Origin of the sequence: Pseudoalteromonas sp. (assembly GCF_041613455.1) — a bacterium.
In the GTDB taxonomy this organism is placed as follows: domain Bacteria; phylum Pseudomonadota; class Gammaproteobacteria; order Enterobacterales; family Alteromonadaceae; genus Pseudoalteromonas.
Window position 1 is genome coordinate 1 of sequence record NZ_JBFJHD010000067.1, and the last position, 14,661, is coordinate 14,661.

Here is a 14,661-nt window from a genome sequence, read left to right on the forward strand (position 1 = left end):
TCAATCACATCAAGTACCGCCATACCAATGGCACACGACACTGGATTACCGCCAAAGGTATTAAAGTATTCCATACCGGTGACAAAGGCGTCGGCAATTTCTTGTGTGGTGATCACGGCAGCCATAGGGTGACCATTACCAATTGGCTTACCTAAGGTGACAATATCTGGCACCACATTTTGTGTTTCAAATGCCCACATATGACTACCGACTCGGCCAAAGCCGACTTGTACTTCATCAGCAATACAAACACCGCCAGCAGCACGTACTTGTTCGTACACCATAGCTAGATAACCGTCAGGCATAATAATTTGGCCAGCAACGCCCTGTAATGATTCACAAATAAAAGCGCTAGGTTTTTTACCTGCTTGCGCTAACTCGGCTAGGGTTGCTTTTACACTATTGGCATATAGCTCAGCGGTTTCGCTGCCTGTGCCTTGAAATTCACCTCGGTAAGGATCGGGCAGGGTAACCTTATGTACATAAGGTGGTGCACCTTCGCCGCCCGGGCCGTCAAATTTATAAGGGCTGGCTTCGATACAGGCATTGGTATTGCCATGATAAGCGCCGTCAACCACCAGTAGCTCTTTTGATTTAGTGAAACAACGCGCTAATCTAAATGCGAGTTCATTCGCTTCACTGCCAGAGTTGACTAACATACAAACAGATAATTTTTCTGGCATGGTTGCCAATAGTTTATCTGTGTAGTTAACGATATTGTCATGTAAATAACGGGTGTTGGTGTTTAGCTTGGCTAGTTGCGCTTGTCCTGCCGCGACCACTCTTGGATGGCAATGACCAACATGACAAACATTGTTGACCATATCTAAGTAGGGCACGCCTTGCTCCGTAAATAAATAAGCGCCTTGGCCACGCACCATTTTTAATGGCTCTTGGTAGCTTAAACTTAAGGTTTTTCCTAAGTGTTGCTTACGGTAACGGATAATATCAGCAGGTGCTTTGCCGCTGTCTAAGGGCAGCTGACATGCTTGGCGTAATTGGCATAGCACGGCGAAGGGATTTAATGCGCTTAGTTGTTCAAGTAGTGCCCAGGCCGGTTTTACCGACACTAACAAATACTCATTGTCTGGTTGCTGCGAAATAGCCAAGGCGGAATTACAAACTGTAGTACATAAACGCAAGGCGACTAATGAATATAAGACTTCGAGTTCGCTGTCAGATAATGGTCGCACCTGATGGTAGCCAGCCACTATGGTTTTAAAGGCATTCAGTACGCCATCTTGTGTGGATTTTTCACCCATTAGGGCATACGCACAGGCAACGGCTAATTCATTAACAATATGGCTGTGTACCATATCACCAAAATCGATCAAACCGGTTATTCTGGTTGGCGCGCTTACATCATTCACTAACAAGTTGTAATCGTTGGCATCGTTATGAATTACGCCTTGCGGTAATTGCGCTAGTACAGGCATGGTTTGCGTTTGATAAAGCGTAAGAAATTTTTCTACCAAAGGCGCTTGGTCAGCATGCAGAAGATGCTTTTTACTCATGCAAACACGATAGCCTTGGGCTAAATCCCAATCTAAATAACGAAACGCACCAGGATGTTGAAAATCCGCTAACGCTAAATCAATGTTAGCAATAAACTGGCCTAAATCAGACCAAAGCGACTCATTGTGCGTCAGGCTGTCGGCTTCAGCATAGAACTTGCCCGGTAAAAAGGTTAATACCCGTAAATAAAACCTTTGTTGTTCAGCATTAGTGATAGGGGTAATGGTTTCGCCATTTATATTACTCAAAGCATGAGGTACAGCACATTGTTCGGCAGTTAAATGTGCCATAGCCGCATTTTGCATGTCTAGCTCGAGTTTTGGCTCTGCTGAGTTAGCAATTTTAACAATATATTGCGCGTTACTTGCCGTGGTTAATAATAAGTTTTGATCACAATAGCCCATTAGGCTTTTCAACTGCCCAGACAATTGGTATTGCTGAGTTAATAATTGATTAATTGCAATGTCAGAAAACGACGGTGTTTGCTCTGTACTCATTGTTGCCTCTTCAAAGCTTATAGCTAGGTATTGTTGCATACTCTCGCCACTTCAAAATGCTAGCCCAATTAGGGCTGCATCTTGAGGTGGCTTGAATAGGTGGTTACTTACTTGCTATTTGACGCAACGGTACGAGCAAGTGCCGCAGGATTTACCTTGGTAGCACTAAAAGGCACTAAGGTAAAACCGTACTGATAGCTTTGTGCTGGGATGGTATATTGTGCATGTACTAAGCGACCCCAAGACGTATCACCTCCTACACCCATTTGTTTGTGGTCGATATTGACGGTAACTAAATCGCGCATCGGTACTTCTGCACCATGCTTACTGGTTACCGGTACTAACCCTGAGGCTGACTCTTCACCGTCTTTACCAGCAATAAAGTCGATATCACTTTGCTTATAAGGCCATGCACTGGTGTTTAGTACTTGATCGCCAACGACTAAAAGCCCTAATCCATGGTCAGCTTTTAACGCCATCCAACGAACATCGGTTTTATTGCCATTTTCTTGTGGACGAACATAGTGATGTATTTGGTCCTTAACTAAGCTTTTATATAATGAAATGGGTGCTGATGTTTTTCTATCAGCATAGCTTTCATGCGGCCCACGGCCAAACCAAGATAATTGTTGGAATTGTCCTGGCATAGTGAGTTGCATACCTAAACGCGGTAAGTTTGGAAGCTCTTGGCCTGGGGCAATATTTAATTGGCTTTGCACATGGATTTGGCCATTATTGTGAATGTTATATTGCACTTGATAATCACCGATAAAGTCGGCGACTTTATACTTGCTAGTAACTTGATAACCCTGTGCTGTTTTTTGCTTTTTCAGTGAAGATAACACTAATTTATCACTGGCTGTTTGCCATAACGCCGCCCAATTTTGCATGCCATTACCTAAATCGTTATCCGTGGGGGCACGCCAGAAGTTTGCGCGTAACGATGATTTAAGTAAGTCATTGTTGTTATAACTATATTGGCTTAACCAACCGGTGTTTTTATCAAAAGTGGCTGTGCTGCTGTTATTACTAAAGCTTAAAACGTTTTTATTATCTTGCTTAATTACCATAGCGGCTGACGTTTTTGGCGCTTGATTAGCCACTAACTGTACCGGTAATTTAAATTGTTCAAATGCCAGTTCATGTCCGCTTGTTAGCAAACCGTATGGCTGGCGAACCACTGCGCTTAGGGTGATGAAGTATTCTTTGCTATCAACTTGTGGTAATGACGGCAATGCTAGCTTGAACTGTGCTTTCTGACTAGGTAATACCTTAGGGAGTGCTTGGTGGCCGTGTGCAACCACCTCACCGTCAGCTTCAATGCGCCACTGTAAATCAAACATGGCTAAATCGATGAAGTCATAGCGGTTTTCTACAATAAATTCGCCTTTGCTGCTGTTCGCTTCAGAAAAGCGAATCGCTTGGTAAACCTTCTTTACTTCATAAGCGTGCGGATGAGGTTGACGATCCGCTGACATTAAGCCGTTATTTAAGAAATTACCATCACTCGGCAAATCAGGGTGAAAGTCTTTGCCGTATGCCCAGTACTTAACGCCATTTTCATTGGTGTATTCAAGTGACTGATCAACCCAATCCCAAATAAAACCACCTTGTAGTACGTCGTATTTTTCAATCGCTTGCCAATAGTCGGCTAAGTTACCTACTGAGTTACCCATAGCATGCGCATATTCAATCATAATGCCAGGGCGGCTTGGTTTAGATTCCGCATATTCGACTAAACGCTCGATTGACGGGTACATTGGCGCGAATACATCGGTGTAATGCTCTTCTCCAGCTGGCTCATATTGCACTAAACGGCTGCTATCATTGTCTTTGAGCCATTGATAAGTGGTTTCAAAAATCTTGCCTTTACCTGCTTCATTACCTAATGACCAGATGATGATAGACGGGTGATTTTTGTCGCGCTCAAACATACGTTGTGTGCGATCTAAATGGGCTGGCAACCAGCTCATTTCATCGCCTAATTGGGTGTCTTTATTAATCGCTAACGGGTGCGATTCGATATTGGCTTCATCAACCACATACATACCGTATTTATCGGTTAACTCGTACCAATAAGGGTCGTTAGGGTAATGACTTGCACGAACAGCGTTAATATTAAACTCTTTCATCAGTTTAATATCTTGTTCCATTGATGCTCTCGTTACAACATGACCGTGCAGAGGATCCGTTTCATGGCGGTCAACACCGCGAATGGTGATCGCTTTACCGTTAATGGTGAGTTGGCCGTCCACTACTGCTAAATGTCTAAAGCCAATATCATTGCGTACGGTCTCAATGGTGTTGCCGTTACGGTCTTTTAAGCTGATCAAAAGGGTATATAAATTAGGTGTTTCTGCTGACCATAATGCCGGTTGATTTAACTTACTCTCAAGCGATACTTCTGTACTACCGTTAGCGGCGACGTTTACTTTAACTTCTTGATCCACTAATACCTTCATATTATTACGTGGATCTAGGAGTTGTACTTGGAGGTTTTGTCGTGATTTTTTATCAGCAAAGTTCTTTAAGGTAACATCAAGAGCAAGCTTACCTTGGCTAAAGCTCTTATCTAAAGTGGGTTTAGCGTGAAAATCAAAAATACGCTGCTTAGGGGTAGCGTAAAGATAAACATCGCGTTCAATGCCAGAAATACGTAGCATATCTTGGCTTTCTAGATAGCTGGCATCGGTCCAACGTCTAATTTGAAAAGCTAATAAATTATCCCCTTCATTAAGGTAAGAGGTAATGTCAAATTCTGCAGGGGTTTTGGCGCCTTGACTAAAGCCGACTTTGTTGCCGTTTAACCAGACATCTAAAGAAGATTTAGCCGCACCAACATGAAGAAATACTTGTTTGTTTTTCCATGAGCTTGGCAGCGTGAAAGGCTTACGATAAGAGCCAATTGGGTTGTAGTCTTTTGGTACATCGGGCCACGTGGTGCTAAACGGGAAGCGTTCATCTAAATAAATTGGGTAACCAAACCCTTTGGTTTCCCAATTGCCCGGTACCGGGATTTGCTGCCAGTTGCTATCATCAAAATTATCAGCTTGAAAGTTTTCTGGTTTATTCTTTGGTGAGCGTTGCCAGTCAAATTTCCACAATCCATTAAGCAATAAAAAATTATTGTTTTGTTCTTTATTATTGATCAGTGCAGCGTCACGAGATTGAAATGGAAAAAATGAGGCACGTGGCGCTTCTTTATTAATGGCAAATACTTCATTATTTTCCCAGGGTTCACGGGGTTGGCTATTAGCGTTGCTGTTAACAAGTAACAGCAAGGTTAACGCAATGGGGCTAAGTGACTTTATCATGAAACAAATATCTTAATTAAATTTAACAATATTATTTATAATACAAATAAAGTTTATTTAAGCAAGTACTTTCTATATTAAATGATTTAAGTGGCTACTCCAGTGAGATGAATAACCATAACCAACGAATAGAAAATTATTTTCATTGATTACAGCGCTGTATTTTAGATGGAAAAAAAACCTAAAATTTGTGCTTAATTGCATTATCGTGCTCAATCTTCTTTAAAAAGAGATGATCTATACAGTTTTAAATTAAGCTAGTGTATTTATATAAACTCATTTATCATACAAATAAAGATGGGCAGACATAATGCAAAATAACTTAGAGTAAATTAGTACATGGAATCATCACATCGTAATCTAACCCAGCAAGTTGTTCATGAGTTGGGGAAAAAGATCTTAAATGGTAGTTATAAAGTAGGTGACCGACTCCCTTCTGAAGCTGACTTATGCACACAATTTAATATTAGTCGCACCGCTACTCGCGAAGCAGTAAAAATGTTAACAGCCAAAGGGTTAATTAGTTCTAGACCCAGACAAGGTATTACCGTTGTTGAGTCAAAACATTGGAATTTGTTTGATGTTGATGTTTTGGAATGGGTGTTATTAGGTAAGCCCGACTTATACTTACTAAGGTATTTTTTACAGTTGCGATTAGCCCTTGAGGCAGAAGCTGCCTATTTAGCTGCGTTATATGCCACTGAGGCTGATTTAAAAGCGATAGAGAGCTCTTTAGTGCGGATGAAAGATGCTACAAATGGTATGGATGACACCCATGAAGCTGATATTGATTTTCACCATAGTGTATTGTCAGCAAGTAATAACCCTTTCTTTATTCAATTAAAGAACTTCATTACTACTGCATTGAAAGTGAACTTGCGTTTTACTAACCGTATGATTGCGGTTACGGTAGAAGAGTATCAGGCGCACTGTGATATTTTTGAATACATTAAAAATAAAAACCCTCAAGCTGCTTTTGATGCTGCCATGATCACACAACGAGCAACCTTAGCGATCGTTAATAAGCAAATTGAGGAGCAAGAAAGCCATACAACTTAATTCAGCCAATGCGACACTAATGACTAGTCACTTATTTTTTTAGTGTTAACGCGCTGATAGTCTAGCTTTTTTTTCGTTAAAATAATTTGTTATAAATAATATTCCTGCATTCACTAAACAAAAGAGAAACTTAACTCGATATACTTTCCTCAATGCAGAAAAGATCTGTGTTATACCGTGCGAAACAGCTTTAATTATTAATGTAATGGTGACTGAAGGGAGTAATGCAATGCCTAGTGAAATCATTGGAAGTAATTTGTGGCATGTTACTTCAAAAAACTTATTAAAAACTAATCAACTCAATAAAGATAAATCTGTTGATGCTGTTGTCATCGGTGGTGGTTATACAGGTGTTTCTTGTGCATTAAGACTTGCAGAGCAAGGTAAAAAGGTTGTTCTTTTAGAGTCTCAATATATCGGTTACGGCGGTTCAGGGAGGAACGTAGGGTTAGTCAATCCAGGGCTTTGGATGGAACCCGAAAAAGTAGAGAAATTGTTAGGGCAAACGGCTGGAATTAAACTTAACGAGATGCTCTTTCGCGGTCCAGAATTAGTTTTTTCCAATATCGCTAAATACAACATAGACTGTGAATTAACTCAAACTGGCACCCTGCATTGTGCTCACTCAAAGGCTGGCCTAGCTAACTTGGAGGAGAGATTAAAACAATACCGAAATAGGGGGGTGAAAGTTGATTTTCTTTCAAAATCAAATACAGAAGATAAGTTAGGCACACCAATTTATCATGGTGCTCTGCATGTACGAGAGGCAGGTACAATTCAACCGCTTGCGTACTTACAAGGCTTAGCTTGTGCTGCTATACAGGCTGGCGCATCTATTCATCAAAGCACTCCAGTAACTGCAATCGAGCGAAAAAATGCATCTTGGGAAATCAGCACATCTGCTTACAACATTAAAACTGAAGCTGTCATATTAGCAACTAATGCTTACCATCAGCATGCAAATATAAGTGCGGCTCCAACTTACACCCCAGTGCATTACTTTCAAGCGGCAACTAGACCTCTAGATGAGGCGTTACTAAAAAGAATCTTACCTGAGCAGCAAGGGTGTTGGGACACTGCTATGATAATGTCTTCAATACGTCGTGACCAAGCTGGCAGGCTGATACTCGGAGCTGTTGGGTCACTTGATTTACCATCAAGGTATATCCATTATAATTGGGCCCAACATAGACTAAAAAAGCTCTACCCTTACTTAGGTGATGTGGGCTTTGAGCATGCGTGGCATGGTCGTATTGCATGCACAAGTGACCATTTACCTCACATAGTTGAATTTGGGCCAAATGCAATAAACCTTTTTGGTTACAGCGGAAGAGGGATCAGCCCTGGAAGCGTATTTGGTAGAGCTGCTGCAGAGTATATTATTTCTGGTGATCAATCTTATTTACCCGTGGAGCCGGTGAGAGCATACACCGAAAAATTTACAAAGTTAAAGGGGGCACTTTATGAACTTGGTGCCACAGCATTTCATGGAGTCACAGGTTTTCTTTAGCTTTTATATGTATTAGTTAAAGTAGTTTATGGCCATAATAATTAAATACATTTATTTAATTATTGATGACAAACCACTTCTCTTTATTTTCATATAGTGGACCACCGAAAATCGACACATTTCTTAGACCTAAGGTCTTTCTAGTTGAAATTATATAAATAGCCGCTAGTTGATTAGCTTATTTAATCTTATGATTAACCTGATTTAAAACTAGTTGACTCTCGCTTAATAATCCTGGGAATATGTTTATAATTTTTTCGGTCATCAATTACTGTGTTTTTAGTTGATAGTTCAAGCGCTATATTAGTTGCTTGTATTGCCATTTTTTCAATTGGGTAGTTGAGTGTACTCAACTTTGGCCTTGAATACCTAGAGAGTAACACGTCATCGAAACCGAGTACTGAGATGTCAGACGGTACTTTGAATCCGTTATCTTCTAATGTAGAAATAGCACCGATTGCCATTGCATCGTTATAAACAAATAGTGCAGAAAAGCTCTTTCCTGAAGCGAGTAGCTTTTGAGTGGCAATTTCTCCTCCTTGAAGTGTGGGAGGGCCGTACTCAATAAGATCAGGGGCAATATCTGCTCCTACTAACTTTAGTTCATGTTGAAATCCTTGTAATCTGAGTAGCGGATCATCTATTTGATGTTTACTTGAGATGCAGGCAAAGCTTTTATGATTCAATGACAATAAATGACGAGCTGCAATCTTCCCACCTTCGAGATTATCTAGCCAAACACAACGTTCTGCTATCTCTTCAATGTAGCGATCGATCAGCACTAAACCTGATGTTTTTTTTGCTAATGCAATCAATGCCTCATCAGATAATTTTTTACTATGTACCACCATTACATCGCATCGTCTTTCTATTAGTAAGTTGATGGCCTGCATTTCAGACTCGGCAGAGACTAATCCCGTACTTAAAAGCAATTGCATATTGTTTTGTCGTGCAACTTGCTCTACACCATTTGCTAAAGAGGCAAAAAAGGGATCAACAAGGTCTGGAATCACTACACCTATTGTAGTGCTTCTCTGAGTGACTAAGGCTCGAGCATTCGCATTAGGTGTGTAGTTCAAGTCTTTCATTGCCTTAAGCACATTTTCAATGGTTTTTTTACTGACTTTTGGGCCGTTATTTAATACACGAGATACGGATGCCACAGAAACCCCTGCGATACGGGCTACGTCTTTTATTGTTGCCATTGGGTAATTGTTTTCATTATATAATTTGATTAAGTTTGGTTAATATACATTGAAAAGATGTTAAATAACAATAAACAGCTTGTTTAAAATTAGTGCTTGCTCAGCTTGGGGTAAACGATTACCCTTGGTTTAATCTTTACAATAATTAATACTTTTTAAATATTATGACTATCAAATTTGATCCGACTGAGCATCCGCATCGAAGATATAACCCATTAACTGATGAGTGGGTATTAGTTTCACCTCACCGAGCAAAGCGACCTTGGCAGGGGCAAGTAGAAAGGCTTGATGAGCAACAAACTCCCGCCCATGATAAAAGTTGTTTTTTATGTTCCGGAAACTCACGAATTAATGGTGAAGTAAACGATGAATATAAACAAACTTATGTTTTTAAGAATGATTTTTCTGCAATTAAGCAAAATACTCCCGTTGTAAAGTGTGATGATCCACTATTTTCAATGGCAACGGAGCAAGGTGAGGCTCGAGTAATTTGTTTCTCCCCTGATCATAGTAAAAGCTTACCTGAGCTTTCAGTAAATGAACTTTATAATGTTGTTGATACTTGGCAAAAGCAGTGTGATGAATTAGGGCGAACCTATACATCAGTGCAAATTTTTGAAAATAAAGGCAGTGTGATGGGGTGTTCTAACCCACACCCTCATGGCCAAATTTGGGCACAACAGCAATTACCTACTTTAGTTGTGAAAAAACAAAAAGCGCAACAGACTTACTTCAGCTTATATAACAGTAATTTATTGCAAGACTATGTTGCCAGAGAGATTGAAAATAAAGAGCGCATTGTGGTTATAAATGATGATTGGTTGGTTGTCGTGCCATATTGGGCTGCTTGGCCTTTTGAAACATTATTACTTCCAAGGTTTACAGTAACTCGTCTTACAGACTTGAATGAACAACAAAAACAATCTCTTGCGGCTATTCTTAAACAAATAACAATCAAATATGACAATTTATTCAAATGCTCTTTTCCTTACTCAATGGGCTGGCATAGCGCTCCTTTTGATGGAATGCAACATGATGAATGGACTTTGCATGCTAGTTTTTTCCCTCCCTTATTACGCTCTGCCACGATCCGTAAATTTATGGTGGGCTATGAAATGATGGCTGAAGCCCAGCGAGATTTGACCGCAGAGCAAGCTGCGCAAAGGTTACGTGATTTATCAGATTTTCATTATAAGGAGAAGTAAATGACTCAAAAAGCGCTAGTAAAAGACTTATTTGCTCAACAATTTAACAGTCCAGCAGAGTTCGTTTGCCATGCACCCGGTAGAGTAAATATTATTGGTGATCATACCGATTATAATAATGGATTTGTGCTCCCTGCGGCTATCAACTATGGCACTACAATTGCCGTTTCAGCAAGGCAGGATAAGGAAGTTGAAGTTTATGCATATGACTGTGATTCACAAAAGGATATATTTTCTCTCAATAATATAGTGTTTGATAAGCAGGTAATGTGGAGTAATTATGTTAAAGGTACGCTACAAGCATTAATGCGGAAGTATCCAGATATTAATGGAGCAAACTTAGTTGTTGTAGGTAATGTGCCTCAAGGCGCTGGTTTAAGCTCTTCTGCTAGCTTTGAAATAGCTATTCTCAAAGCATTTTCTCAACTGTATCAATTAGATTTAGATGGCATTAGTGCGGCGTTAATGGGGCAGCAAGCTGAGAATGATTTTGTTGGTTGCAATTGCGGCATTATGGATCAGCTAATCTCAGCAATGGGGCTGCAAAATCACGCCATGTTGTTAGACTGCAAAGATTTGTCCTTTGAAGAGGCACTTATTCCTGATGATTTAACGCTGTTTATTGTTAATTCAAATGTTAAACGAGGTTTGGTTGATAGTGAATATAATTTAAGGCGTCGGCAGTGCGAGCAAGTCGCTAAATATTTTGATGTTTCTACTCTACGAGATGTTTCTTTAGAACAGTTGAACTCAGTGCAAGAGCAAATAGACCCTTTATTATTTAAGCGTGCCCGTCATGTGATCACTGAAAATAGTCGTGCTGTTGCGACATTAGATGCTCTAAAAAATAATGATATGGCAGCGATTAGCATCGCAATGAAAGAGTCTCATGCATCTTTGCGAGATGATTTTGAAGTGACTACCAAAGAAATGGATGGCCTAGTTGAAATTATAGATGGAGTGTTAGGTGTTAATGGTGGAGTTCGCATGACAGGTGGCGGCTTTGGCGGCTGTATCGTTGCTTTAGTTCCTTCAGCTATGGTGATCCACGTCAAGAATGCAGTAAATGGCAATTACGAGAGGTTATTCGGCATAAAACCGAGTATTTACCAATGCACTGCAGCTCAAGGTGCATTCAGGTAGTTGCATACTCAGAACATTACAAAACAAAAAATAATTAAAACAGAGAATTAAAACTAAAAAATCAAAGGCGAATAAATGATGGATTTTACGACAAAACTGGGGACGCTCGATAGCACAATTTTTATTGTCTACGTTATAGGCTTGTTATGCCTTGCTTGGTGGCTCTCCCGAAATGAAAAACAAGAAGGGACAAATACCGAAGATTACTTTCTAGCAAGTAAGGCACTCCCTTGGTGGGCGATTGGTGCCTCTTTAATCGCTGCAAATATTTCCGCTGAACAAATTATTGGAATGTCAGGCTCTGGTTATGCGATTGGTTTAGCTATTGCGTCTTATGAGTGGATGGCAGCGATTACTTTAGTGTTAGTGGGTAAATATATGTTACCTATTTTTTTAGAAAATAAAATATTTACCATGCCGCAATATCTTGAGCAACGCTTTGACAGTAAAGTGAAAATAACTATGTCAATTTTTTGGTTGGCAGTTTATACCTTTGTTAACTTAACTGCCGTGTTATGGCTAGGCGGTATGGCGATTGAAACAGTTGCAGGAGTTGATTGGATGTTCGGCATGATATTTTTAGCCGTGTTCTCTGTTGCTTACTCGCTTTATGGTGGTTTGAAGGCGGTTGCTTTTACTGATATTTTACAAGTAGTACTGTTAGTTTTTGGTGGGCTGTTACTTAGCTATTTAGCGTTAGATGCTGTTGCTGATGGTCAAGGCGTTTTAACCGGCTTCGGTATTTTGACCGAACAAATGCCTGGGCACTTTGACATGATATTAAGCCCTGACAATGAAAACTATATGAGCTTACCAGGTATTTCAGTGTTAATTGGTGGCATGTGGGTGATGAATTTTAGTTATTGGGGATTCAATCAATATATAATTCAGCGTGCTTTAGCTGCAAAAAATCTTAAAGAAGCACAAAAAGGCATCGCTTTTGCTGCTTATCTTAAGCTGTTAATGCCACTTATTGTTGTATTACCGGGCATTGCAGCCGTTATTCTCTATCCAACATTAACTTCTCCAGACCAAGCTTATCCTTCTATGATGGCATTAATGCCTGCTGGATTAAAAGGCTTAGTTTTTGCTGCATTAGTTGCTGCTATAGTGTCATCTCTCGCTTCTATGACAAACAGTATTTCTACTATTTTCACTATGGATCTTTATACCCGCTTTAAACCGAATGAGACTCAACGTCATTACGTAGGTATTGGCCGAATTGCCTCGCTAGTTTCATTGTGTATTGCCTTAGCTGTCGCTCAACCATTGCTAGGCAAGTTTGATCAAGCGTTCCAATATATCCAAGAGTTTACTGGTTTCTTTACTCCCGGTATTGTGGTTATCTTTGTCATGGGGATGTTCTGGAAGAGAGCAACGTCAATGGGCGCATTATCAGCCGCATTGGGATCAGCTGTATTTTCATTAATACTTAAACTTGCTTGGCCTGAGTTGCCATTTATGGACCGTGTCGGCTTAGTATTCTTATTATGCTTAGTGCTGTGTTTCGTCGTATCAATGATGGGCAAACCGAACTCGACTGATAACAGTGTTAGTTTAGATCAGGTGAGCTTTGTCACAACCAAGCCATTTAATATTGCAGCTGCAGGTGTGATAGTAATTCTTACGGCTTTATATACCACTTGGTGGTAAACAATACATTAATTAGTAAAAGGCCAATTTATTGGCCTTTTTACTGATTAGCAGAATAAATAACATTAAAAAATAGACAATAAGCTGCCATCAATGGGCAACGGGTAGCGAGTTGCGGGCCTAGAGCCTAGTACCTAGGACAGTGTCCCTTTTAAGCTCTGCCACGCAGTGCAGAAATACAACTCGCCAGAATTACAAACCCTAAAGACATCTTAAACGCCAGTGAAATGGTACTCATTAGTGCATGGCTATTTTGCGCTGAAAAAGTACTGTCACCAAGGTAATAATGCACTATTAAGTTGATTAAGCTCATGCCAAATAAGTTACCAATTGTGCGTGATAAGTTCATGGAGGAAGAGGCGACACCTAACTCACTTTTATCGACTGCGCCCATAATGGCATTGTTGTTTGGGGTGGAAAATAAGCCAAAGCCAATACCTAATAATAACAGTGAGCCGCTAATATAGGCTGTGCTTGAGCTAACCGACAGTTGGGATAGTAGAAAAAAGCCAACCATCACAATCACACAGCCCAGTGTAGCAAGTAACCGTGGTTGTATTTTATCGGCAAATTTACCTGCCAGTGGCGCCATGATGGCCATTGATACGGCTTGCAGTAATACTATTTGCCCAGCATGTGCAGGATTTAACCCTTTAATATATTGCAGATACAAACTTAACAAAAAGGCCAGTGAAAAGTTACTGGCATACATTAGAAATGAAGTCGACAGCGAGAGGCTGAACACACGACTTTCTAAAAACATTTGTACCCTAATGAGTGGTCGCCGACTCCTACTTTGATGCACAACAAATAACATTAAACAGATGATTGAAAATAACGTTAAAAGCCAGCCTGTTATATTTGGTAAATCACTTAACCCTAATACCAAGCACAGTGCAAAGAGTGAGAAAATAGCGGTACCCCACCAATCAAACGGCGATTTTTTATCGTTTTTCCATTCGCCATGTAAAAACAGTTTAATGGCGACTAATAGCATAAGTACTAAGGGGATTTGCGAGTAAAACACGGCGCGCCACCCCCATATTTCAGTAAGCCAGCCACCGACTGCGGGCGCAGCACTCAGCCCTATGTATACACACGCCGCCGAGGTGCCTAGTGCCATGCCGCGTTTATTATCAGGCGTGACAGAGGTAATGATGGCAACGCCAATACCAAAAATCATCGCGCCTGCCGCGCCTTGCATAAAGCGCCAAAAAAGTACCCATTCAATCGATGTTGCTAGCGCACACATCAGCGAGGCCAGCGCATTTAAGCCTAAACCAAAAGCATACACACGTTTACGACCATAGTTGTCTGCAATTTTGCCGCACGGAAGCATAAATATAACGCTACTGAGTAAATACAACGTGGGCATCCACGCGATCATTTTTGCGCTTGCGTTTAAATCTTCAGCAAGATTTGGGATCGCGATGTTAACGCCTGCCATGCCAAGCGGCCCTATAATAGATCCGCTGCAAATGATAATAAGGGCAATGGTAGTGGGAGGAAGATTAAACAAGAAGGCTCCTTTTAATTTACTGGCCTTAAAATGATACGTGA

Annotated in this window: 9 protein-coding genes; 5 read left to right on the plus strand and 4 right to left on the minus strand. The window is 40.5% G+C overall.

Translation table 11 applies throughout. The annotated features are described in order from the left end of the window. Positions 1–2,051 (minus strand): aminotransferase class III-fold pyridoxal phosphate-dependent enzyme (locus ABYB02_RS08415; RefSeq protein ID WP_372762022.1); only part of this gene is annotated, 2,051 nt, incomplete at its 3' end. Positions 2,052–2,119: 68 nt separating this feature from the next. Further along, complete coding sequence (locus tag ABYB02_RS08420) at positions 2,120–5,326, minus strand: glycoside hydrolase family 2 TIM barrel-domain containing protein (protein ID WP_372762023.1); 3,207 nt, start codon at positions 5,324–5,326, stop codon at positions 2,120–2,122. Positions 5,327–5,665: 339 nt separating this feature from the next. On the opposite strand from ABYB02_RS08420, the gene ABYB02_RS08425 reads away from it, so the two are divergent. Together ABYB02_RS08425 and ABYB02_RS08430 are read left to right on the plus strand one after the other, a co-directional pair. Continuing rightward, positions 5,666–6,385, plus strand: coding sequence for a FadR/GntR family transcriptional regulator (locus ABYB02_RS08425; protein WP_372762024.1), 720 nt, complete (start codon positions 5,666–5,668; stop codon positions 6,383–6,385). Between the two features lie 205 nt (positions 6,386–6,590). After that, the gene (locus tag ABYB02_RS08430; RefSeq protein ID WP_372762025.1) at positions 6,591–7,895 is read left to right on the plus strand and encodes an NAD(P)/FAD-dependent oxidoreductase; all 1,305 of its coding nucleotides are present in this window, start codon (positions 6,591–6,593) and stop codon (positions 7,893–7,895) included. Positions 7,896–8,089: 194 nt separating this feature from the next. On the opposite strand, the gene ABYB02_RS08435 is transcribed toward ABYB02_RS08430, so the two are convergent. Beyond that, on the minus strand, positions 8,090–9,100 hold the full coding sequence (locus tag ABYB02_RS08435; protein ID WP_372762026.1) for a LacI family DNA-binding transcriptional regulator: 1,011 nt from the start codon (positions 9,098–9,100) through the stop codon (positions 8,090–8,092). A 164-nt stretch (positions 9,101–9,264) separates the two neighbouring features. On the opposite strand from ABYB02_RS08435, the gene ABYB02_RS08440 reads away from it, so the two are divergent. From ABYB02_RS08440 to ABYB02_RS08450, 3 genes are all read left to right on the plus strand, one after another. Continuing rightward, positions 9,265–10,305 carry a UDP-glucose--hexose-1-phosphate uridylyltransferase gene (locus ABYB02_RS08440; RefSeq protein WP_372762027.1) on the plus strand — a complete coding sequence of 347 codons (1,041 nt, stop codon included), beginning with the start codon at positions 9,265–9,267 and terminating at the stop codon, positions 10,303–10,305. Continuing rightward, the gene (gene galK, locus ABYB02_RS08445) at positions 10,306–11,448 is read left to right on the plus strand and encodes a galactokinase (protein ID WP_372762028.1); all 1,143 of its coding nucleotides are present in this window, start codon (positions 10,306–10,308) and stop codon (positions 11,446–11,448) included. 78 nt (positions 11,449–11,526) lie between these two features. Further along, positions 11,527–13,101, plus strand: a complete 1,575-nt coding sequence (locus tag ABYB02_RS08450; protein ID WP_372762029.1) for a sodium/sugar symporter — start codon at positions 11,527–11,529, stop codon at positions 13,099–13,101. 151 nt (positions 13,102–13,252) lie between these two features. Here ABYB02_RS08450 and ABYB02_RS08455 read toward each other — a convergent pair whose 3' ends face one another. Then, on the minus strand, positions 13,253–14,548 hold the full coding sequence (locus ABYB02_RS08455) for an MFS transporter (RefSeq protein WP_372762030.1): 1,296 nt from the start codon (positions 14,546–14,548) through the stop codon (positions 13,253–13,255). Positions 14,549–14,661: the final 113 nt, after the last annotated feature.

Bases quoted from the DNA above. Each gene is read 5' to 3' on its own strand.
- ABYB02_RS08420 (WP_372762023.1), bottom strand. From the start codon at position 5,326: ATGATAAAGTCACTTAGCCCCATTGCGTTAACCTTGCTGTTACTTGTT.
- ABYB02_RS08425 (WP_372762024.1), top strand. From the start codon at position 5,666: ATGGAATCATCACATCGTAATCTAACCCAGCAAGTTGTTCATGAGTTG.
- ABYB02_RS08430 (WP_372762025.1), top strand. From the start codon at position 6,591: ATGGTGACTGAAGGGAGTAATGCAATGCCTAGTGAAATCATTGGAAGT.
- ABYB02_RS08435 (WP_372762026.1), bottom strand. From the start codon at position 9,100: ATGGCAACAATAAAAGACGTAGCCCGTATCGCAGGGGTTTCTGTGGCA.
- ABYB02_RS08440 (WP_372762027.1), top strand. From the start codon at position 9,265: ATGACTATCAAATTTGATCCGACTGAGCATCCGCATCGAAGATATAAC.
- galK (WP_372762028.1), top strand. From the start codon at position 10,306: ATGACTCAAAAAGCGCTAGTAAAAGACTTATTTGCTCAACAATTTAAC.
- ABYB02_RS08450 (WP_372762029.1), top strand. From the start codon at position 11,527: ATGGATTTTACGACAAAACTGGGGACGCTCGATAGCACAATTTTTATT.
- ABYB02_RS08455 (WP_372762030.1), bottom strand. From the start codon at position 14,548: ATGGCAGGCGTTAACATCGCGATCCCAAATCTTGCTGAAGATTTAAAC.